14 protein-coding genes are annotated in these 22012 nt (G+C 64.7%); 5 read left to right on the forward strand and 9 right to left on the reverse strand.

All coding sequences use genetic code 11. The features are described from left to right. Window positions 1-10 precede the first annotated feature (10 nt). The 5 genes from tssK (at window position 11) to VK98_RS06525 (ending at window position 8847) form a co-directional block, all read left to right on the forward strand. Window positions 11-1357, forward strand: coding sequence for a type VI secretion system baseplate subunit TssK (gene tssK, locus VK98_RS06505; RefSeq protein WP_231589224.1), 1347 nt, complete (start codon window positions 11-13; stop codon window positions 1355-1357). Further along, window positions 1347-2111 (forward strand): DotU family type IV/VI secretion system protein, encoded by a 765-nt coding sequence (locus VK98_RS06510; RefSeq protein ID WP_048413279.1) that lies wholly within the window; start codon window positions 1347-1349, stop codon window positions 2109-2111. The genes tssK and VK98_RS06510 overlap by 11 nt, the downstream gene beginning before the upstream one ends. After that, the gene (locus VK98_RS06515; protein WP_048413280.1) at window positions 2108-5953 is read left to right on the forward strand and encodes a type VI secretion protein IcmF/TssM N-terminal domain-containing protein; all 3846 of its coding nucleotides are present in this window, start codon (window positions 2108-2110) and stop codon (window positions 5951-5953) included. Before VK98_RS06510 ends, VK98_RS06515 begins: the two co-directional genes overlap by 4 nt. Window positions 5954-5984: 31 nt before the next feature. Next, on the forward strand, window positions 5985-7094 hold the full coding sequence (tssA, locus tag VK98_RS06520) for a type VI secretion system protein TssA (protein WP_048413281.1): 1110 nt from the start codon (window positions 5985-5987) through the stop codon (window positions 7092-7094). 1228 nt (window positions 7095-8322) lie between these two features. Further along, window positions 8323-8847, forward strand: coding sequence for a GNAT family N-acetyltransferase (locus VK98_RS06525; RefSeq protein WP_048413282.1), 525 nt, complete (start codon window positions 8323-8325; stop codon window positions 8845-8847). A 399-nt stretch (window positions 8848-9246) separates the two neighbouring features. Here the strand turns inward: VK98_RS06525 and VK98_RS06530 are convergent, their stop codons facing one another. From VK98_RS06530 to VK98_RS06570, 9 genes are all read right to left on the reverse strand, one after another. Beyond that, window positions 9247-10287, reverse strand: a complete 1041-nt coding sequence (locus VK98_RS06530; protein WP_053077261.1) for a sel1 repeat family protein — start codon at window positions 10285-10287, stop codon at window positions 9247-9249. Continuing rightward, window positions 10271-11311, reverse strand: a complete 1041-nt coding sequence (locus VK98_RS23245; protein ID WP_197082984.1) for a sel1 repeat family protein — start codon at window positions 11309-11311, stop codon at window positions 10271-10273. The genes VK98_RS06530 and VK98_RS23245 overlap by 17 nt, the downstream gene beginning before the upstream one ends. Beyond that, window positions 11295-12257, reverse strand: a complete 963-nt coding sequence (locus VK98_RS06540; protein WP_197082985.1) for a sel1 repeat family protein — start codon at window positions 12255-12257, stop codon at window positions 11295-11297. The genes VK98_RS23245 and VK98_RS06540 overlap by 17 nt, the downstream gene beginning before the upstream one ends. A gap of 69 nt (window positions 12258-12326) precedes the next feature. Continuing rightward, on the reverse strand, window positions 12327-14252 hold the full coding sequence (locus VK98_RS06545; protein ID WP_048413283.1) for a phospholipase D-like domain-containing protein: 1926 nt from the start codon (window positions 14250-14252) through the stop codon (window positions 12327-12329). Beyond that, window positions 14245-17196 carry a type VI secretion system Vgr family protein gene (locus VK98_RS06550; RefSeq protein WP_082158797.1) on the reverse strand — a complete coding sequence of 984 codons (2952 nt, stop codon included), beginning with the start codon at window positions 17194-17196 and terminating at the stop codon, window positions 14245-14247. The genes VK98_RS06545 and VK98_RS06550 overlap by 8 nt, the downstream gene beginning before the upstream one ends. Before the next feature lie 263 nt (window positions 17197-17459). Continuing rightward, window positions 17460-18131, reverse strand: a complete 672-nt coding sequence (locus VK98_RS06555) for a hypothetical protein (RefSeq protein ID WP_053077265.1) — start codon at window positions 18129-18131, stop codon at window positions 17460-17462. Window positions 18132-18394: 263 nt separating this feature from the next. Further along, a complete protein-coding gene (locus VK98_RS06560) occupies window positions 18395-19756 on the reverse strand; it encodes an alkaline phosphatase (RefSeq protein WP_231589220.1) in 1362 nt (453 codons plus the stop codon). Between the two features lie 42 nt (window positions 19757-19798). Continuing rightward, entirely contained in the window at window positions 19799-21247 is a 1449-nt protein-coding gene (locus VK98_RS06565; RefSeq protein ID WP_048413374.1) for an alkaline phosphatase, read from the reverse strand. Between the two features lie 274 nt (window positions 21248-21521). Beyond that, window positions 21522-21836 (reverse strand): DnaJ domain-containing protein, encoded by a 315-nt coding sequence (locus VK98_RS06570; RefSeq protein WP_048413285.1) that lies wholly within the window; start codon window positions 21834-21836, stop codon window positions 21522-21524. Between the last annotated feature and the right edge of the window lie 176 nt (window positions 21837-22012).

A 22012-nucleotide genomic window follows, 5' to 3' on the forward strand; every position in this document is an offset into this window, starting at 1 on the left:
TTTGAAAGCAGTGCCACAGGCGGTGTGTTGGTACGAGGGGATGCAGTTGCTGCCCCAGCATTTTCAATGGCAGGCGCTGCGCGCGGACGGGGTGTCCGCGGCGCTGGCGGCGGCGGCCCAGCCGCTGTACTGGGGGGTGTTGGAACTGGAGCTGGACGAGGCGGCGCTGGCCGGCGGCGTGGCGCGGGTGTCCGCGCTGGAGGCGGTGCTGCCGGACGGCCTGCCGCTGCGCTTCGACGCCGGCGACGGCGCCGAGCTCAGCTGCGACGTGACGGCGGCCGAGGCGGAGGCGCCGGGGCGCACGGTGACGGTCTACCTGGCCTTGCCGCCCTTGTGGCGCGCCGGCCGGCTGGACGCGATGACCGGCCGCTTCCGCTCGGAAAACAGCGAGGCGGTGCCGGACTTGAGCAGCGGCGAGAACCCGGCCAGCCTGACGCTGTGGCGGCCAGACATCCGCCTGGTCACCGAGTCCGAGCGCGCCGACATGATCTGCCTGCCCTTGCTGCGCATCGCCCAGCAGGGCGGCGGCTTCGCCCGCCGCGCCTACGCGCCGCCGTCGCCGCGGCTGTTGCCGGACAGCCTGCTGGGGCGCAAGGTGGCGGCGCTGTGCGCCAAGGCGCGCGAAAAGTGCGTGTTCCTCAGCGGCCGGCTGCGCCAGGCCAAGGACGCGGGCAAGGACGACGACATCGACGAAATCCGCCGCCAGCTGGCGGCGCTGTGGGCGCGGCTGCCGGAAGTGGAGGCGGCGCTGGGCAGCCGCGCCGCACATCCCGCCGCCATGTTCGGCCTGTTGGCCGGCATGGCCGGCTCGCTGACCGCGCTGAACCCGGGCGCCGGCGCGCCGGTGTTCCCCGCCTTCAACTACCAGGAATTGCTGGCCAGTTACGAGCCCTTGCTGAACTGGCTGTCCGCCGCGCTGGACCGGGTGCGGGCCGGCTACCGCAGCCTGCCGTTCAACCGCGACGAGGAAGGTTTCTGGATCGTATTGCCGGAGGCCGCGCGCGACAGCGGGCGCTTGATCGTGGGCCTGCGCATGCCCGGCGGCGCGCCGGATTCCGCCGCCCAGCAGTGGCTGGGCCAGGCCATCATCGCCTCCGAATCCCATGTGGCCACGCTGGCGCGCCAGCGCATGCGCGGCCTGTTCTTCCAAGCGCTGGACCGCGCCGAACAAGTGGCTTACAGCGTGGGCGACGACACCCGGCTGTTCGCGCTGCTGGCCAGCGGCGACTGGCTGCAGCCGGAGCAGCCGCTGCGGATGACGCTGCCGGCCGGCGGCGCGGCGCTGGAGCCGTGGGAGGCGCTGCTCTTCGTCGCCGACCCGCGCGACGAGGCCAACGGAGAACGCCATGCTGGATAGCGCCTTGTCCCAGCCGCTGGGCGTGCTGGCGCAGGCGCCGCTGAGCGCCACGTTCGAAGACGCCTACGCCGAATGGCTGCAAGTGTTCCGCGAACTGGCCGGCGGCGGCCACAAGGCCGAAACCGCGGCCGAGCTGGCGGCCGAGCAGGGCGGGCTGCTGGCGCGGCGCTTGAGCCGCGCCGCCGGCGCGCGCGTGGGCGCGGCCGGGCAAAGCCAGATCGAGTCCCTGCAATATCTGTTCGTCGCCTTGATCGACGAGCGCTTGCTGTTCGAGGACTGGCCGGGGCAGAGCCTGTGGCAGGCCACGCCGCTGGAGCAGCGGCTGTTCGGCAGCCGCGCCGCCGGCGACAAGGTGCCGGCGCTGATAGAGCGGGTCTTGCGCGAGCGCGACCCGGCCGGGCGCGACCTGGCCAACGTCTGCCTGCAAACGCTGACCCTGGGCTTTTACGGCCGGCTGCGCGGGCCGGGCGGTCTGGCCCAGCACGAGGAATGGCGGCGCGAGCTGTTCGCCTTCGCCTACCAGCGCGACGCCGATCTCCGCAGCCTGGCGCCGGCGCTGGAGCGCAGCAGCAATCTGCCGCCCTTGCGGCTGACGGTGCGGCGCATGCTGCCGGACGGCTTCCGGCTGGCCTTGGGCGTGGCCGCCATTCTGCTGGGCATGTCGGTGGTGGGCCACGCCTTCTGGCATGACATCGTGTCGCGGGTGGAGCCCATGCTGTACCGCGGGACGGACGGGGACGGGCAGAGCAAATGACGATACAGACCATAGCCGGCATTGTGTTGCTGACCCTGTTGATCCTGCTGGCGCTGGCGGCGCTGATCTGGTGGCTGCGGCGCGAGGCCGATCCGGCGCGGCGCAGCTTCCGCGGCTCGGTGCGTCGCTTCGAGCGCGAGATCGGCGCGGAAGACCGCTACCAGACCCCCTGGGTGCTGGCGGTGGGCGACCGGGTGCGCAATGTGGAGGCGCTGTGCGCCTCGCTGCAGCTGAAGAGCGAGGGCGAGGCCAATTGGTTCGGCCGCTGGTGGTACGGCGGCGACGGCGCGGTGCTGGTGATCCCGGACGATATGTTCAGCCATCCGGAAGGCGCGCTGGCGCCGTTGTCGGCCTGGCGGCGGCTGCTGGGCGTGCTGTTGCGCAGCCGCGCCGCGCGGCCGCTGGACGCGTTGATCTGGACCGTGTCCGCCAGCCAACTGTGGAGCGAGCACCTGGCGGTCAGCGCCGGCCTGGCCGCCGCCAAGAAGTTTTCCGATCTGCAAAGAAGGCTGGGCCTGAGCCTGCCCATCTACCTGGTGGTGACCGAAACCGAACAGGCGCCGGGCTTTCTGGAACTGGCGCAGGCGCTGCCGCGCGAAGCGCGCGACGCGATGCTGGGCTGGTCCTCGCCCCACGCCGCCAGCGCCGCCTATCAATCCGACTGGATAGAGCAGGCCTTGACGCGGCTGAGGCTGACCCTGAGCGAAACCATAGCCGAATTCGGCGCGCTGCAAGGCGGGGTGTCCACAGACCTCTACCTGCTGCCGCGCAGCTTCGAAGACGTGCGCGCTAATCTGCAGGCGTTGTGCGATCCGGTGTTCCGCGGCAACGCGCTGGGCGAGGCGCCGCAATTGCGCGGCATCTACTTCACCGGCGCCCAGGCGGCGCCGCAGGACGATCTGGAAGAAACCGTCGCGCCGCCGGCGCTGCCCCTGTTCGCCGGCCGGCTGCTGCGTCAGCGGGTGCTGGCGGAACAGGGCCTGGCCCAGCCGGTGCCGCGCATTCTGCGGCTGCGCCAGCGCTGGCACCGCTGGACCCTGATCGGCATGGGCCTGTTCGCCGCCTTGTGGCTGGCCGGCATCAGCTGGTACTGGCATACGGTGACCGACGACGCCGACGCGCTGGGCCGCCAGCTGCGCATCCTGCAGCTGGAGCGCGGCGGGCCGCGGCCGGAGCTGAGCAACGACGCCGCGGCGCGGCAAAGCGTCGCCGCCTTCTGGCGCGCGCTCAAGGACGCGCCGTCGCGCCGCTTCGGCACCCTGCTGCTGCCCACCTCGCTGTTTTCCCCGGTGGACGGCCGCATCGACGACACCATCGAATACGCGCTGCGGCGCGCGGTGATGCAGCCGCTGCAACAGCGGCTGCTGCGCGACGCCGAACAAGTGCGGCGGCTGGGCGAGGCCGGCGCGGACAGCGTCAGCGACGACACCGCCGCGCCGGAAAAATGGCCGGCCTACCTGCTGGCGCGGCAACTGGCCGGCGACGCGGTCAAGCTGGAGCAGCGCGTCAACCAGTTCAACCACGCTGTGCGCGACGGCAGCGCCACGCTGGACGAAGCGGCGGACCTGGCCAACGGCCTGTTCGGCCTCAGCCTGCGCGCGCCGCAGAACGCCCAGCGCGACAATCTGCGCCGCATCCTGCTGTCCAGCGATCAACTGGTGGCCGAGCCGATAGACCTTTCCAAGATCCGGCCGCAAGTGGGAGACCACTTCAGCGGCCTGATGCAGGCCTGGCTCGGCCAGCTTTACACCAACCAGACCTTCGATCTCACCGCCCAACAGCTGCAAAAGCAATTGCAGATGCTGGAGTCCGGCCAGGGCAATACGCTGACGGAGCTGGACAGCGTTGCCGGCCACATCGGCCTGCTGCAAAGTCTGGTCAACGCCACCAACAGCGCCTGGAGCCGCGCCGCCGGCCAGGATCTGGTGCCCGGCTACAGCGCGATGCTGGACGGCGCGCGCCGCTCCAGCCTGATAGGCCGCGACGCGGTGGCGCGGGTGGTGGACCATTCCGCGGTGGCGCGCCAGGATTTCCGCAAGCGCTGGCTGGGCGGCGTGGGCGCCACCTCGGCGCTGCTGGCGCAAGGGCCGTCCGGCGGCCTGGAGCTGCAGGACGCGGTGCTCAAGCTGAACGTGACCCTGGCCTCCTTGCTGAAGCAGGACTTCGTCGCCAGCGCGCGGGCGCAGCGCGAGGCCGGCCTGAGCGGGCTGGCGACGATGGACGCCGAAGCGATGACGGCGGCGCTGCGCCATTACGACGGCTACCAGAAATACGTGGCCGGCAGCACCGCTCAAATGCCGCCGGCCTACCGCAAGGGCCTGGAGCGCGCTTTGCAGGACAGCGCGGCGCGCGCGATGTGGGGGGAATTGAGCAGCCGCCATTCTGAACCGTCGGCGGACCTGACCAGCGGCTCGGTGGGTGAGGGCAACGCCTTCGACGCCCAGGCCAAGGCGGCCACCCCCTTGCTGGCGGCAATGGACGATTTGGCTCAAACCGCGTTGCGCGGCAAGCTGGTGGCGGAAATGGACCGGCGCGCGCTGCAATCCTTGCGCCACGCCGAGCGCAGCCTGCAAGGGCTGGCGGTGTACCAGCCCTTGCAAGGCAGCTTCCGCTGGTGGGACGGCTCGCGCAACGCCGGCGCCCGCGCCTTCCGCGCCGGTGGCGCCCGTGAACTGCAACAATACCTGGGCTCGCAGCTGGAGCTGATCGGCACCCTGTCCCAGGCGCAGGCGCCGGCGCTGAACTGGCTGTTGTCGCACAAGAGCGAAATGTCGGTGAGCGACCAGCAGCTGGTGCAGCGCTGGCAAAGCGCGACCACCGAGCTGCGCCACTACAAGGAAAAAGCCGCCAACAGCGCGCCTACGGTGCTGGAGACCATGATCGTCAAGGACTTCAACGAGATGGACGTGGCCAATTGCCGCGCGGTGCTGGACCAGGTGGAGCTGCCGGCCTCCGGCAATATCTTCGCCGAACGCGCCCAGACCCTGGTCAGCCTGGCCAGCGACCGCTGCGGCGCGCTGCGCACCCAGGCCGGCGCCGCCGCCTACCTGAAGCTGAGCGCCTTCTTCAATCAATACCTGGCCAATCGCTTCCCCTTCGCCGCCAAGCTGAGCGCGCCGGACGCCGCGCCGGAGCGGGTGGCGGAGTTCATGCGGATGATGGACGACAGCGGCGCCTTGGCCGCGGCCGGGCTGCAAGACCTCAAGTCCGGCCAGGCCCAGGCCGCGCGGCGCTTCCTGGACGCGGCCAAGGCGGCGCGGGCCTGGCTGGGCCCGATGTTTGCCCGCGAGGGCGGTGGGCCGTGGCAAGGCGTGGACGTGGAAGTGCGCTGGCGCACCGACCGCGAACACGAGCAGGCGGCGGACCAGGTGATCGAATGGACGCTGGCCAGCGGAGGCCAGCGCCTGCGCTACCCCGGCGGCGACGGCCAGCGCCTGCACTGGAACATCGGCCAGCCGGTGACGGCGACCCTGCGCTGGGCCAAGGAGTCCCAGCAGGCGCCGGTGGAGGATTCGACGCAAAACGGACTGACCGTGTTCGAGCGGCTGGCCAGCTGGAACTACGGCGGCCAATGGGGCTTGCTGCGGTTGTTGCGCGAGAACAATTCGCCGCTGCGCGTCAACAACGCGGACGGCTTCAACGACGTGGGCCTGATGCTGGCGCTGCCGGTGCGCAACCCGGCGCTGCTGGGCAGCGGCAACGCGCAGATGTTTTTGCGGCTGAGCTTGCAGGCGCCGGGCGGCAAGAGCGGCCTGGCGGTGGCCAGCCTGCCTTACTCCGCGCCGCCGTCGCCGTTCCGCGCCGCCGCCAACCCGCGGCTGGCCGCGATAGAAGGCAGTTGATGCGCGCATTGAACACCATGAGGAAACGGCCATGAGCGCCACGCCGAGTCTGGATACCCTGTTGCAAGCCATCGCCGCGGACAATCCCGGCGGCGAGCCGCTGCGCTACGCGCCGGAATACGACCAACTGCGCGAGCTGCGGCGCGAGGACGATCCCAGCCTGCCCGCCGGCATCTGGGAAAGCGATCTGAAGCGCGCGGACTGGGCCGGAGTGGAGCGCGTCGCCTCCGCGCTGCTGGCCGAGCGCAGCAAGGATTTGATGGTGGCCGCCTGGCTGGGCGAATCCTGGCTGCACCTGCTGGGCCTGTCCGGCCTGGAAGCGGGGCTGGCGCTGAGCGCGCAATGCTGCGAGCAATTCTGGGACAGCCTGCATCCCTTGCCGCAGCAAGACGATCAGAGCTTTCGCACCGGCCCGCTGGAATGGCTGGCCAAGACCTACGCCGCCACGCTGGCGGCCCAGGTGCCCTTGCTGGACGCGCCGCCGCCGCAAGAACGGCAGCCGCTGACCCTGCGGCAGTGGCAGGACCTCAACCGCCGGCTGCTGGCCGGCGGAGACGAAGGCAAGCTGGAGCGCGAGCAGGCGCGCCACGAGCAGCAGAAGCTGCACGACTGGGTGCGAGCGCTGCCGCCGGCTGTGCTGGAGGACAGCCGCGGCGCGCTGGCGCGCAGCCGGCAATGGCTGGCGCGGCTGCAAAGCTGGTGCGACGAGCACATGGGCGCGGACGCGCCGTCCTACGCGCCGCTGAACCAGGCGCTGGAACAGGCGGCGCAAGCCTTGCAGGAGTTGGCGGTGCTGCATCCCGGCGCGCCGCCGGAAGCGGAAGACGCCGCCGTAGGCCGCGCCGAAGCCGCCACGCCGCCAGCGGAAATCGAAGCCGAAGCAGGCCATGACGCGCCGCCGCCGCGGGTGGCCGCGCCGGCGTTTTCCCAACGCGAGCCGCAGGGGAGGGAAGACGCCTACCGCCAGCTGCGCGGCATCGCCGACTACCTGGCGCGCACCGAACCGCACAGCCCGGTGCCCTATCTGATCTACCGCGCGGTGGAGTGGGGAGACAAGCCGTTGCGGGAATTGCTGGCGGAGCTGATCGACAGCGACGCCGAGGCGCGGCGGCTGTGGTCCCTGCTGGGGGTGTTGCCTTAGAAGCTGTTTACGATCTGCTGCGCGTCGTGACAGGTGGCACGGTGAGTACCGCATTCGAAATGCTCATGTACCACTTGTACATTCCGCTTTCTCAGCCGCAACGTCTTGTCTCGCCTAGGCTGGCGTTATCCCCAAGCGCTGCATAAAACCCGTCGCCGAGAAAACAGCGAGCGCCGGCGGGTATCGCCTGCGGCTCCTCCCACCCTACGCGCGGCCGCTTGTCATGAGTAGAGTGGGTGGAGCGTAGCGATACCCACGCGAAAGCCTGTTGAAGAGGTTCTTGGCACCTGATTGACGATCTGCTGCGCGTCGTGAGACACGGCACGGCGAGTGCCGCATTCAGTGCTCATATGCCGTGTTTTGCCTAGGCTGGCGTTATCCCCTGCATAAAACCCGTCGCCGAGAAAACAGCGGCAGCTGGCGGGTATCGCCTGCGGCTCCTCCCTCCCTACGCGTGGCCGCTTGTCATGAGTAGGGTGGGAGGAGCGTAGCGATACCCACGCGGGAGCCTGTTGAAGAAGCTCTTGGCAGCTGATTGACGATCTGCTGCGCTTTGTGAGACGCGGCACGGCGAGTGCCGCATTCAGTGCCCATATGCCGTGTTTTGCCTAGGCTGGCGTTATCCCCTGTATAAAACCCGTCGCCGAGAAAACAGCGAGCGCTGGCGGGTATCGCCTGCGGCTCCTCCCACCCTACGCGCGGCCGCTTGTCATGAGTAGGGTGGGTGGAGCGTAGCGATACCCACGCGGAAGCTTGTTGAAGAGGTTCTTGGCTCCTGATTGACGATCTGCTGCGCTTTGTGAGGCGTGACACGGCGAGTGCCGCATTCAGTGCCCATATGCCGTGTTTTGCCTAGGCTGGCGTTATCCCCTGTATAAAACCTGTCGCCGAGAAAACAGCGGCAGCTGGCGGGTATCGCCTGCGGCTCCTCCCTCCCTACGCGTGGCCGCTTGTCATGAGTAGGGTGGGTGGAGCGTAGCGATACCCACGCGGAAGCTTGTTGAAGAGGTTCTTGGCTCCTGATTGACGATCTGCTGCGCTTTGTGAGGCGTGACACGGCGAGTACCTCATTCGGAATGCTGATGTGCTGAAGGTATACTCCACTTTCTCAGCAGCTTTCGCCTTGGCTCGCTCTGGCTAGCGAGGCTTTGAGCAGGTTTTTTAAAAAGCGGGATTTGAGGCGGATAAGCCGCCCCCGCCTGACGAGCATTCAGAGAAGGACGGTCATATGGTGAACGCGGAATCGGACGGCGTGATCATCCGCCGCGCAAGCGCGGCCGACGCGCCCGCGGTATTGAAAATCTTCGACGAAATCATTGCCTGGTTTGTCTCCATGGGCAATGCGGAGCAATGGGGAAGCGAGCCTTGGTCAAGCCAGCCGCGGCAAGTGGAACGGGTGGTCGAGGCCTGTTCGCTGCCGGGAGCCTGGGTGGCGGAGGAGCGGGGCGGCGAGGTGCTGGCCGCCTTGGTGCTGGGGGAAGCCATGCCCTATGTGCCGGCGGCGACGGAGCCTGAAATCTACGTGCGCCTGCTGGTGGCCTCGCGCCGCCCCAGCGCGCGCGGCATTGGCCGGCGCTTGATGGCTTTTGCGGACGAGCAGGCGAGGCTGGCGGGCGTCCGGTGCTTGCGCGTCGATTGCTACGGCGGCGGTTCCGGGGCCTTGGCGCGTTTTTACGAGTCCTGCGGCTACGAACGCATCGCCGCTTTCGACGTGGACGGCTGGCCTTGCCAGCTGTTGGGGCGAAATGTGTAAGAACCTGTTTACGATCTGCTGCGCTGCGTGGAGCGTTACACGATGAGTACGCCTTCGAAATGCTCATGTACCGTATGTACATTCCGCTTTCTCAGCCGTTTTCGCCTTGTCTCGCCTTAGCTCGCGAGATCGTAAACATGTGTTTAGAGCGGCTGACATTGTCAGTTTTACGTCTGAGGCAAGGCGCGCCGACGCAGGCAGTACTTGAGTACGGCAAGTCGGCGCAACGCAGTATCAGGAGTTTTGTTAGCCGCTCTTAGAGCCTGTTCAAAGTCTCGCGAGCAAGGGCGAGACAAGGCGAAAACTAGCGAAAAAGCGGAATGTACACGTGGTACATGAGCATTTCGAAGGCGTTTTCAACGGCGTATCGCTGAAGCGCAGCAGACTTTGAACAGGTTCTTAGGAAGCGTCGGCACCCAGCGGCCTGCCGGTCTTTGGGTCCAGCCCCTTGGCTTTGGCCAGCTTTTCCATCAGTTCTTCGCTGGGCTTGGGCGGGGCGATATTAGCTTCGTGATCTTTCAACCACTGAATCTTGCCATCCCAGGGCGGTAGCTTGGCTGGAGGCAGCGGGACGATTTCGTCTAACTCGGGTACGGTAGGGTGGAGGTAGGAGTAGCGGCCTAGAATATCGGCAATCTCTTTATAGCGGCGGCTACGCTCAAAGTCCTTCTCTAACGCAAGGTAGTTGAAACTGTCTATTTCTTCAGGCCCAGCGAAACCATGTTGTAGGTCAACGGCAGAAGTAGAGTAGCCTCCCTTTACCCCAAGTTGGAATGCTTCTACAGCTTGGGCGTACATCCTCTTCCCTTTCATGTTTCGCCCAAGCATATCAGCTGCTCGCCCATGCCCTTGTTCACCTGCACATTTTCTCATTTGACGTGCAATATCGGGGGCCTTGTCAAGCGGAGCCAATTTCTCAGCTACATAGTATTGCCCCTCAGGACTACCCATATCCGCCGACTTTCGATAATAACGCAAGGCTAGTTCTGGGTCTTTTTTCACCCCGTAGCCTGCATCAAGATAGCGAGCCATGTCGTAGTAGCCGCCTGGCACGTCCTGGCGTATCAGCTCCTCGGTCAAATCTAGGGTTTCCTTTACTGGATCCGAGCTCCAGGCTTGGCCCTTGCCTATCATCTGGCGCAACTCCAAGTTAGCCTTGTAATGGCCATACGCCGTGGCAATACGGTAATAGCGTTCCAGTACTGGGTAGATACTGACATCGTCCTTCAACAGATTGTTCTTTTGCACATAGCGCGCATAGCGATAGAGCTGCTCCGCGTCGGGATCGCGTGTTGGCAAGTGGTCTTTTTCGTAGACACAGTTAAAGGCCAGATTGGCTTTTACCTCATCCAGCGTGGGCACGGCGCGCTGCTTGTTGCCGCAGGCGGTCAACAGAAGCAGCAGCGCCCAAAGCAGAGCGCGCTTAGGAAGCGTCGGCACCCAGCGGCCTGCCGGTCTTTGGGTCCAGCCCCTTGGCTTTGGCCAGCTTTTCCATCAGTTCTTCGCTGGGCCTGGGCGGGGCGATATTGGCTTCGTGATCTTTCAGCCATTGAATCTTGCCATCCCAAGGTGGCAGCTTGGCCGGAGGTAGCGGGACGATTTGGTCTAACTCGGGCACGGTGGGGTGGAGATAGGAGTAACGCTCAAGAATATCTCCAATGGCCTTATAGCGTTGACTGCGTGTACTGTCTTTTTCTAAGTTTAGGTAGTATAACTTGTCGGTATTGGGTGGGGCTGAGAATCCATGCTCAAGTCTAGAGGCAGAGGCAGAGTCACCATTCTTCACTCCCTGATGAAATAAACTGGTTGATTCTTGATATTTTTCTTTTAACTCATACCCAATGGCCGCAGAATTGGCTGCCCGTCCGTGTCCTTGTTGGGCTGCACAAATAAACATTTGTTCTGCGATATTTGGGGCTATTTCTATTGGGTCAAGCTTTTCACCCACAAGGAATTGTCCATCAGGGTTGCCAAGATCTGCTGACTTTCTGTAGTAGCGTAAAGCTAATTCTGGATTTTTTTGTACCCCATACCCTGCATCAAGGTAACGGGCCATATCGTAATAGCCACCGGGCACGCCTTGGCGTATCAGTTCCTCGGTCAGGTCCAGGGTTTCCTTGACCGGATCGGCGCTCCAGGCTTGTGCCCTGCCTATCATCTGGCGCAGCTCCAGATTGGCCTTGTCATGACCGTAAGCGGTGGCGATGCGGTAATAACGCTCCAGGACGGGGTAAACGCTGACGTCGTCCTTCAGCAGATTATTCTTTTGTACATAGCGCGCATAGCGATAGAGCTGCTCCGCGTCGGGATCGCGTGTTGGCAAGTGGTCTTTTTCATAGACACAGCTAAAGGCCAGATTGGCTTTGATCTCATCAAGCGTGGGCACGGCGCGCTGCTTGTTGCCGCAAGCGGTCAACAGAAGCAGCAGCGCCCAGAGCAGAGCGCGCTTAGGAAGCGTCAGCACCCAGCGGCCTGCCGGTTTTAGGGGCCAGCCCCTTGGCTTTGGCTAGCTTTTCCATCAGTTCTTCGCTGGGCTTGGGCGGGGCGATATTGGCTTCGTGATCTTTCAGCCACTGAATCTTGCCGTCCCAGGGTGGTAGCTTGGCTGGGGGCAGCGGGACGATCTCGTCTAACTCGGGTACGGTGGGGTGGAGGTAGGAATAGCGGCCGAGGATGTCACCGATTGCCTTATAGCGCTGGCTACGCTCAGGGTCTTTGGCTACATTCATGAAATAAATTTTACTAGCCGTCGGCGGCTCCAGAAAAGTTTCTCCCATTGTCGAAACTGAAGCCTCGTTTCCCCCCTTAACCCCTAACTGGAAAGCTTTTAATGCATCATTAAAAAGCTTGTCGCCTTTAAGGTCGCGCCCAAGACTATCCCCAGCATTCCCGTCTCCTTGCTCTGCTGCACACTGGTACATTTTTCGTGCTACTTCTGGTGCTCGATCCAGTGGTGCTAGTTTTTCAGCAACGTAGTACTGCCCCTCTGGACTTCCCATGTCCGCCGACTTGCGGTAATAGCGTAACGCCAGCTCAGGGTCTTTTTTGACTCCGTAGCCGGCATCAAGGTAGCGGGCCATATCGTAATAGCCGCCCGGCACGCCTAGGCGTATCAGTTCCTCGGTCAGGTCCAGGGTTTCTTTGACCGGGTCGGCGCTCCAAGCCTGGCCCTTGGCTATCATCTGGCGCAACTCCAGATTGGCCTTGTCATGACCGTAAGCGGTGGCGATGCGGTAATAACGCTCCAGCACTGGATAAACGCTGACATCATCCTTCAGCAGATTATTCTTTTGCACATGGCGCGCATAGCGATAGAGCTGCTCCGCGTCGGGATCTCGTGTTGGCAAGTGGTCTTTTTCGTAGACACAGTTAAAGGCCAGATTGGCTTTGACCTCATCAAGCGTGGGCACGTTACGCTCCTTATTACCGCAGGCGGCGAGAATCAGACATAGGGTTAAAAGTGAAAGGTATTTCACAACTTAGTCCTTGTTGGTGCGTGTGGCGCTTAGGCGGGAAAACTCAACAAGGGAGGCTATTGGTGTTTGAAATTTTGCATTAGCTTTTCTATTTTCATTAATTATCTCAAGCCATTTTTGATACGCATCTTTCGGCTTATCCTGCGCCCCCATGCCCTTGGTATGAATATTCCACAGCTGCCGCCGTAATACCGGGGTGATCTCCGGCCGGTGGTGGGCGATATTCAGTTCGCTGTCCACCTGCATGCTGCGGGTGTTGATGTTGGCGCTGCCCAGCGTCATGAAGGTGTCGTTGACGATCATCAGCTTGCTGTGAATGTAGACCGGTGTCCAGTCCCGGCCGGGCACGGTATAGGATTCCGCGCTCATCGGGTATTTCATCCTGACGCGTTTGCTGTCCGGCGTGGTGGGTTCCGAATCCGGCGCCACCAGGGTGCAGACATGCACTTTCAGGCCCGGCCGCTCTTCCGGCAGGATGGGGGCGTCGGGCTGCTCCAGCGCCGCTTTCCGCGCAGCCTGCTGCCGTTTGCGGGCTTCCAGCGCGGCCTGCTTGGCTTCCAAAGCCTGCTTTTGCTGCTGATACGCCTGGATCTTGGCTTTGTTGGCGTAGCCATTGGGTATCAGCTGCAGATTGCGTTCCAGCTGGGTTTGCCGGATTTCGACCTCGGTCCGGTTCATTTGGGTTTGCAGGTCTTGCGCGCGCTCCAGCCGGGCGACGTTGGGGATGGTTTCCGCCCGGCCCAGGCTGTCCAGCATTTCATAGGTTTTGACGGTGCCGTCGCCCATGCCTTCGTCGCTGGAGTTGGTCACCACAAAGAGATAAAGCGAGTCGTGCTTGCCGGGGTCGCGGCCGCAGCGGGTTTGCGCCTGGGCGGCGGCCTTGATCTTGTCCGCCAAGGGCGGCCAGCGGAAATACTGGTTCTCGATGTAGATCATGGAGCTGGCGTTGTTGACCGCCTGCAGATAGAGCTTTTCGATGTCGCGGACATTGTATTGCGCCTGGGTGCGCAGGATTTGCCCCTGGATGGGCAGGTTCTGGCTGTCCGGGCGCGCGGGGTAGTCGCGGAAGTCCGGCTTGGGCAGCGTTTCCCCGGTTTCCTTCTTCCAGGCTTGCCAGAAGTTGGCGAACAGATCGCCGACGATGGGGCCGGTCACGCGGCTGGAAATGTCCTGGCGCGGGCCGTGTCCATTTGGCCCCAGGTGCGGCGGATAGCGTTTGCAGCTGTGCGCGTCCTTATCCCAGTACTCGTCCAACATATTGTGGCCCATCACGAAGCCGACCGCGCGCTGCGGGTCTTCGTAGTCCACCAGCACCATTTTCTGGTGATGGGTGACGGTGGCGGCCTGAACCGCGCTGGTGGTTTTTCTCAGCTGGGTGTCGGTGGCTTGAAACAGCGAGCGGTAAAGAATTTCCGCCCGCTCGGTCAGGCTGAAGTCGCGTCCGACAAAGCGCGGGTTGGCGATCAGGTGTTGCGAGTTGCCGTACCAGCAATGATCGTATTTCCTTTGCTCCGGCGTGGCGGTGGGGCTGCTGCTGAACAATCCGCCGCCAGGCTGGTTGTTCTCCGGGCCGTACTGGGCCAGGTTGCTGCCGGCCGGTCCCATGCGCCAGCCCAGGACTTTGACCTTCACCCCCTGTTTGGCTTTCTGCCTGAGCAGTTCGCCAATGCAAGGCGATTTGCCGTCGCGGATGAAATACATCGACGGTTGGAAACCCCAGCAGATGATGCAGACCGATTTCTTGGCCGCTTCAATCGCCTGATGCACGGCGCGGAAGGCGCGTTCGCCATTGACCAGCGGCTGAAAACTGGCGGTCAGCGCATTGTATTCCGATTTGTCGACAAACCAGGGCGGGGTGATGGTGCAGCGCATGGTCTGGTTTTGAGCAACCGGGACTTTGATTGGTTTGTTCTTGCCTGCGTCAGCCATGATTGCGTCCTTTCCCTTTCGCCAGGCTCAGGAAATCCTCCCGCGCCGACTCCAGCAGCGAGGTGCGCCCGGCGTCGTCGGCGCTGCCGGCCTGGTGGCCGTGGAAACCCAGATTGGCCGGTTCGCCCTGGCTGGGATTACTGTATTCATTGGGCACCGGAATATCGTATTTGACCCCGTTGGCCATTTCGATCCGGTATTTCTGGTTGGGCGCCATGTGGTCGATATGCAGGCGGCCGCTGTCGTCCAGCACGTCTTTTTTCATCTCTGCGCCGTCGGCGTACAGAGTGAAGGGCATGCCGGCCCAACTGCTGTTTACGCCTTGCCCTGCCTGGTCGATCTGGACCGTCAGCGGGGATTTGGGCAGGTGCTTGGGAAAAGCGGGGTGTGCGATATTCATCCGGTCCGGCCCGCTCATCTGGTGGCTGGCGCCTTTCACCGACACCTTGCCCGGGCAATGCAGTTCGATATTGCCGCCGGCGATGCGGATGTAAGCGCCGCCGCTGACATTGAGCAGGATTTCCTGTTTGGCGGCCACGGTGATTCTTTCCTTGCAGGACGTCACCGTCACACCCTTGTCCGCGGTCACCTCGATGCTGTCGCTCTGCGCCAGCACCTGCATCTTGCCCTTGGCGGCAATCAGCTTCAACGCGATCTGGTCCTTGACCCCGGTGACGAACAGGCTGATGTGCTGGCCCACATTGTGGAGCCAGCGCCGGCCGCTGGTCTGGTTGGTGTCGCGCTGCGCCACCAGGTCCAGGTTGGTGCCCGCCGCCAGAGTCTGGCTTTGCTGGCTCAGGCTGGCGATGCCGGCCGGCGCGGACAGCACGATCAGCGGTTGCTGGCCGGCTTGGTCTTTTGCCATCTTGCCGTCTTTGTCGGTGTTGGAACCGGCTTCCCAGGCTTTCAGCGCGGCCGCCTGCTGCTGTAAATGCCCCTTATCCCCTTTGCCCGCCTTGCTGTTGTCCGGATTGACCTTGTCCGGCCCGGTTTCCATGGTGTCGGCCTGCTGGCCGGTGGCGGTGTCGCCCAGGCTCTGGCTCAGACCCAGGGCCGCGTCCAGCTGGCTTTGCGCCTGTTCGCGCGCCAGTTGTTTGCCCCCAGCGCCGTTCTGCGCTTCGGTGCTCAGCAGCAGGCCGTGGCCGGCGCGGATGGCGCCGTGGCTGTCTGTCCGCAATTCGAAGCCGTCGCCGCGCGCTTCGGCCTTGCCGTTGCTGCGCGGGTGGGTCAGGAAGCCCTGGTTGAGCTGGGTCTTGCCGGGTTCGGAACTGAGTTTGGCTCTGACTTCGCCCGGGGTGTCGTCGAACAGCAGTTCGTTGTACTGGCCGCCCTGGTGTTCTTTGGACTTGATGCCGGACAGGGTCTTGTTGGCCGGCAAGGCGCCGGCGCCGCTGAAGTCCGGCGTCGGGTGGCTGCCGTTGTAGAGCACGCCGGTGATCACCGGGCGGTCGATGTCGCCTTCGATGAAGTCGACCAACACTTCCTGGCCGATGCGCGGAATGAATTGGTGGCCCCAGCCCGCGCCGGCGCTGGGCATCACCACCCGCAGCCAGCAGGAGGATTTGTCGTCGAGGTTGGCGCCTATGCTGGGGTGTTCGTCCATCCGTTGCCAGTGGAACTGCACCTTGATGCGGCCGTACTGATCGGTGTAGACCTCTTCGGGACTGTTCGATCCGGCATCGCTGCCTACCGGTCCGACCACGGTGGCGGTTTGCACGCCACGGGACTTGGGCTTGGCCAGTTCGGTGTGGGCGTAGGCAGGGGTCAGCGGCACGCCGCGGCGTTGGGCGTCGAAGTCGGCGCGGAAGGGTTGGGCCTCTTTGCCGTCTTGGAAGGCTTTGAGATCCGCCGGCAGGTTGTTGCGCGCGCTTAAGCTTTGGCGGGTGACGACGAATTCGCGCTGTTCGCTGCTGTCGCCATCGTGGGCCGGGTGCTCGTCCAGGCGGAACCACTGGCCGGCGGCCAAGCCGCGCACGCTGCCGCCGCCGCTGAATTGCTTGGCCTTGAGGTCATGCGCCTGCTGGCGCAGCTGGGCGTAGTGGCTGAGCTGGTCGGCGTCGCCGGCGTAGTACAGCGATTGCGGGTCGTAGTCGTGCAAAGAAGACTGCAGCGCCTTGCCGTTCTGGCCCTGGTCGATGCGGCTGTCGTCGCCGCTGTGCTGGGTGCTGACGGGCTGGTAGTCGAAGCTGGCCAGCGCCACCGCGCCGGGGACGATCTGGCGTTGGGCATTCCACTCGGTCAGGCCGTCTTCGGCCTCGGTGGCGTCGCTGCGGTGGAAACGCACCCGCTCGACGCCGGCCGGCGGCAGGCTATAGGGGTCGTCGAAGGCGACCAACTGCACTTGCGGTACTTCACCGTCCAGATGATCGAAGCGCCAGGCATAGCCCTCTTCGTGCAGCAGCCGGACGATGAAGTCGTAATCGGATTCTCGGTATTGCAGGCAATAGCTGCGCGGCGAGGCCGCGCCGGTCTTGAAGTCCAGGGTCTGGACGCGGGCGAACACCGGGTTGGCTTGCTGATGCTCGGCCAGGATCTGTTTGACGATGTCCGGCACCGTCAGGTCCTGGAACACTCGCGAGCTGACGCGATGACGCAGCAGCGCGAACGGCGGCTCTATGGTCAGCTGGTAGCGGCTGAAGCCGCCGTCCGAGCCCAGGCTTTCCACCTTGGACACCACGCCGCAGCGCAGGCTCTCAGCGCCGGCGGCGTCGAGGATGCCGATGCGGGCCGGCAGGCCGAGCAGGGTCTTGAGTTCGATCGCGCCGTCCGGGGACAGACAGGTGAGCTGGTAGGCGTAAGGCCGGGACACGCCTTCCTCGCCGGCCAGGCTGAGGGGCAGCAATTGCTCGGCCGCCACGCTGCCGTCGCCCAGGCTGAGGGTGAGCAGGCGCTGGTCCTGGTTGAAGGCGGAGGCGAAGCTGGCGAGCAGGGTGCTGAGGTCCATGGGCTTTTTTCCTGACGCAAAAATAGAGGCACCCTCGCGCAGGAGGGTGTCTGAGGGGTGTTTTGGGCTCAAGAGACTAGATAGCGAGGGGATTCTAAGTATCAGGACAATGACGTGACAAGGGCCTGGATCAAATGTTGGCTGCTTGAATGGCGCTGCCTGACCTTATTGTCAGGTGGGGTTTGGGAGGCAGCTGTGCCGTCTTCCAGGCGGGGGCGCACGGCGGCTCACGCCGCCGCGTCTGGTTTGGCGAGAGGGGCTGCTCAGTCCAGCGTATCCATATAGTCCTTGCCGCGCAGCCGGCTGGTCTGCGCCCACGGCAGCGGCTGGCCGGCGGCCAGCGGGCGGATCTCCACGCGCATGCTTTCGCGGTGGCGGCCGTCCTGGGAGCGCGACTCCACCCGCAGCGGCATCGCCCAGCGCGTGCTCCACTGCAATTGTTTGCTGTGGCCGTTGGCGGTCTTGCGATACCAGCGGCTGCCGTCCGCGCCCGGGCTGACGGCAAAGCCTTTCAGCTTGGCGATGTCCACCAGCTGGCTGGCCAGGGCCCAGGAGCCGTCGAAGCCGACGTCGCCCCATTCGCGCTGACCCACTTGCACCAGCAGCCGCTGTTGCGGCACGGCGAATTCCAGTCGCGGCTGGCCCTTGGCGTCCAGCCACACATGGCGGCTGGCGGCGGCGTAGTCGATGTGGTCGTGGCCGTCTTCCGCGCCATGGCCGTCGTCGTGATCGTGGCCGCCGGCACGCGCGTTCAGCCGTTCGCGCCAGACGTGCTTGCCCTGGCGGGTCAGTTTTTCCCGATAGCGTATGGTTTTTTCCACGCCGTCGTTGCCGACGGTGACGGTTTCGTAGCTGATGGTGGCCACCAGGTCCGGCGCGGCGGCGCGCAGCGCCGGGGACAGCGCCAGCAAGGCCAGCGGCAGCAGGATTGTCATTGCGGTCTTTCGTCAGTCGTAAAAGGAGGCTTGCCCGAGGGCAAGCCGAATGGAGTGAATCCGGGACGGCCGCGCCGGGCCTGGAGCGGCGCCGGCGCGGAGCTCATCGCGAGGGGGGGGTTAGAGCCTGTTTACGATTTCGCGAGCTAGAGCGAGACAAGGCGAAAACGAGTGAAAAAGCGGAATGTACATGTGGTACATGAGCATTTTGAGCTGGTTTTCAACGCCGTATCGCCGACGCGTAGCAGATCGTTAACAGGTTCTTACAGGCCCAGCGCGCTTTTCACCAGGCCGAACACCTTGGTGTTGTCCATCACGCCCTTGAAGCCCTTGGAGCCGGCGCCGCCGGACATCAGCATCACGTCGCCGCCGCCGTGGGTTTCGCTGGACAGGCGGATGCCGGTTTCCTGCTGGTAGTCGTCGCCCATCGCGGTGGCGGAATCCACCGACACGCGGCTGGCCTTGCGGTTGGGGCCGTTGCCGAACACCAGGGCGGTGTAGGTGGCGCCGTCCGCGTCCTTGGACTCCTTGCCGTCGGCGTAGCCGCGCACGATGTCGTGGATGGGGTTGCCGCGCTTGGCGTAGCCGTTGATGGTCATGGTGTGGTCGTGGTCGGCGGTGACCACGATCAGGGTGTTGTTGAGGTCCACCTTGGCCAGCGCGGTCTTGATGGCGTTGTCGAAGGCGATGGTGTCTTCCAGTGCGCGCTTGGCGTTGGTGCCGTGCAGCGCGTGGTCGATGCGGCCGCCTTCCACCATCAGCACATAGCCGTTGCCGTTGCGGGACAGGGTGTCGATGGCCTTGGCGGTCATGTCGGCCAGGCTGGGCTGGTTCAGGCTGTTCTTCACCCGGTCCAGCTCGTAGTCCATGTGGTCCTTGTTGAAGATGCCCAGCAGCTTGTTGCCGGATTGCGGGTTGAAGGCGGCCAGCTCGCTGCCGCTGCTCACCAGGGTGTAGCCCTTGGCCTGCATTTCGGTTAGCAGATTGCGGCCGTCCGGGCGTTTGCCGCCGGAGGCGGTGGGCAGGAAGAACTTGCTGCCGCCGCCCATCAGCACGTCCAGGCCGGCGCCCAGCTTGGCGTTGTAACCGGTGCCGCCCGGCACCGCCTGGGCGGCGATGTCGGATTCGGCGTCGCGGTGGCAGACGTGGGAGTAAGTAGCGGCCGGGGTGGCGTGGGTGACGCGGGTGGTGGTCACCGCGCCTATGGCCTTGCCCTTGGCCTTGGCCAGTTCCAGCAGGGTGGTGGCCGGCTGGCCGTTGCCATTGCCGCAGTTGCCGGTGCCGTTGCTGTTGGGGTCGATGGCGCGGGTGTCGGCGGACATGGAGATGACTTCGTTGTTCATCTTCACGCCGGTCATATAGGCGGACATCGACGGCGCGCTGTCGGTGGTTTGCGCGTCATTGGAGAAGGTTTTGACGCGGGCGGTGCGGGACAGCTGTTCCATGTTCAGCTTGCCGGCCTCGCCGTATTTGTAGATGCGCGAGGCGGTGACGGTGGTGGGGCCCATGCCGTCGCCCAGGAAGAAGATCACGTTCTTGGCTTCACCTGCGGCCTGGGCCGGCAGCGCGTGCAGGGCGGCGGTCAGCGCGGCGACGCTGAGCAGCGGTTTCATCATCGGTTTCATTCTGGTTCTCTTGTATTGGTTTGCGCAGGGTCGGGTGCGGCGTTACAGGGCGGCGGCTTTTTTCACCAGGCCGAACACGTCGATGTTTTCCAGGAAGCCGTGGAAGGCGTCCGAACCCTGGCCGATGGCGCCGATGTAGACATCGGTGCCGCCGTGGGTTTCGCCGCCGGCCGGCATGCGCACCGCCGCTTCCTGGTGGTAGTCGTTGGCGGAGACCACGGCGTCGGTCAGCGCGGCGGCGGCGTTGCGGTTGCCGTTGACGCGGTTTTCGCCGTTGCCGAAGCCGATGATGGAGTAGGGCATGCCGTCGGCGTCGGTGGCCACGCTGCCGTTGCTGTAGTTCTTCACCAGGCCCAGCACGCCGGGGTTGGCGGGCGTGGTCTTGCCGGTGCGCTGGGCGTAGCCGTTGAGCACCAGGGTGTGGTCGTGGTCCGCGGTGACCACGATCAGGGTGTTTTTCAGGTCCGGGTCGCGCTGTTTCATCGCGTCGATGGCGGCCTTGATCGCCTGGTCGAAGGCCACGGTGTCCTGCAGCGCTTTCTTGGCGGTGGTTTCATGCAGCGCGTGGTCGATGCGGCCGCCTTCCACCATCAGGAAGAAGCCCTGCTTGTCCTTGCGGTCCGCAAGCATGGCGATGGCTTTGGAAGTCATCTCGGCCAGGCTGGGCTCCTTGGCGGCGTCGCGGTCCAGGTCGTAGCTCATGTGGCTGCTGGTGAACAGGCCCACGGCGCGGCTGGTCTTGGCCGGGTCCAGCGCGTTGAAGCCGGTTTTGTCCGCGGCGTAGCCGTAGCCCTTGGCCTTCAGCTCCGCCACCAGGTCGCGGCCGTCGGCGCGCTTGCCGCCGGCGGCCTTGGGCAGGAAGAACTGGCGGCCGCCGCCAAACACCACGTCCACGCCGTCTTGCAGCTTGGCGTTGTACAGTGCGCCGCCCGGCACCAGTTGGGCGGCGATGTCGGATTCGGCGTCGCGGTGGCAAACGTGGGAGTAAGTGGCGGCCGGGGTGGCGTGGGTGACGCGGGTGGTGGTGACCACGCCGGTGGCCTTGCCGCCGGCCTTGGCCAGCTCCAGCAGGGTGCTGACCGGCTGGCCGTTGCCGACGCCGCAGTTGGAGGTGTAGTCCGCGGTGGGGGATTTGGCCTGGGTGTTGGTGGACATGGAGATGACTTCGTTGTTCATCTTCACGCCGGTCATGTAGGCGGACATGGACGGCGCGCTGTCGGTGACCTGGGCGTCGTTGGAAAAGGTCTTGACGAAGCCGCTTTCCGGCAGCGTGTCCATGGTCAGCTCGCCGTCTTCGCCCACGGAGTAGATGCGGGCGGCGGTGGTGGTGTTGATGCCCATGCCGTCGCCCAGGAAGAAGATCACGTTCTTGGCGGCGGGACGGAGGCCCTGGTTGTTGTTGGCGGAGCCGCTGGCGGGGCCGCCGCTGCTGCCGCAGGCGGCCAGGCCGATGGCGGCCGTCACGGCCAGGGTCAGGCTGAGGGTGCGCATGATGTTATGTTCCGGGCATGAAAAAAACCGGCACAGCATAGTGGGCGCATGTTTCGGCCAGGAGAGGTTTTGATGAAGCTTTTGTTGCGCGGCCAACCGGGAGGGGGAGCCGGCGTTGGCGGAACGCGCTTAGAACCTGTTCAAAGTCTGCTGCGCTTCGTGAAGTGTTGCACGGTGAGTACAAGCTCAAAATGCTCATGTACCGTTTGTACATTCCGCTTTCTCAGCCGCGACGCCTTGTCTCGCTTTAGCTCGCGAGATCGTAAACAGGCGCTTAGCGCCGGTCGGCGCATAGCGGCAGCAGCCGCTGATAGGCGGCGTTGATGTCCTTGCTCTTGCGTTCCGCCAGTTCGCGCAGCTCCAGGCCCAGCGCGCTGACCTTGTCCGGGTGGTATTCCGCCATCCGCGCCCGGTAAGCCGCTTTCAGCTCCTCAGCGGAGCAGGGCCAGGCCACCTGCAGCACCCGGCAGGCGCGCTCGGTCTCGGAGACGGCGTCGGCCGGCGGCGCGTCCGGCCGCGACGGGTTCAGCGCGCGGCGGATCAGCCAGTAGGCCAGCAGGACGAACAACAGCAACGCAATCAATCGCATCGAGACGCTTCCTTCGCAGAGAGCCGCCCGCGTTTGCGGACGAGATAGCACTATGGAGCGGCGGGCCGGCCGCGGGTTCCCGGCGCGGGGCCGCGGCCGGCGAACTTTGCCGCCGGCGGGCGGTCCCAGCCGGCCCGGTTATGTTCTTTAATCCAGCGCCGCTTGCCGATCCGGGA

The organism is Chromobacterium sp. LK11 (genome assembly GCF_001043705.1).
Classification (GTDB): Bacteria; Pseudomonadota; Gammaproteobacteria; order Burkholderiales; family Chromobacteriaceae; genus Chromobacterium; species Chromobacterium alkanivorans.

Bases quoted from the DNA above. Each gene is read 5' to 3' on its own strand.
- VK98_RS06510 (WP_048413279.1), top strand. From the start codon at position 1,347: ATGCTGGATAGCGCCTTGTCCCAGCCGCTGGGCGTGCTGGCGCAGGCG.
- VK98_RS06515 (WP_048413280.1), top strand. From the start codon at position 2,108: ATGACGATACAGACCATAGCCGGCATTGTGTTGCTGACCCTGTTGATC.
- tssA (WP_048413281.1), top strand. From the start codon at position 5,985: ATGAGCGCCACGCCGAGTCTGGATACCCTGTTGCAAGCCATCGCCGCG.
- VK98_RS06525 (WP_048413282.1), top strand. From the start codon at position 8,323: ATGGTGAACGCGGAATCGGACGGCGTGATCATCCGCCGCGCAAGCGCG.
- VK98_RS06545 (WP_048413283.1), bottom strand. From the start codon at position 14,252: ATGGCTGACGCAGGCAAGAACAAACCAATCAAAGTCCCGGTTGCTCAA.
- VK98_RS06550 (WP_082158797.1), bottom strand. From the start codon at position 17,196: ATGGACCTCAGCACCCTGCTCGCCAGCTTCGCCTCCGCCTTCAACCAG.
- VK98_RS06555 (WP_053077265.1), bottom strand. From the start codon at position 18,131: ATGACAATCCTGCTGCCGCTGGCCTTGCTGGCGCTGTCCCCGGCGCTG.
- VK98_RS06560 (WP_231589220.1), bottom strand. From the start codon at position 19,756: ATGAAACCGATGATGAAACCGCTGCTCAGCGTCGCCGCGCTGACCGCC.
- VK98_RS06565 (WP_048413374.1), bottom strand. From the start codon at position 21,247: ATGCGCACCCTCAGCCTGACCCTGGCCGTGACGGCCGCCATCGGCCTG.
- VK98_RS06570 (WP_048413285.1), bottom strand. From the start codon at position 21,836: ATGCGATTGATTGCGTTGCTGTTGTTCGTCCTGCTGGCCTACTGGCTG.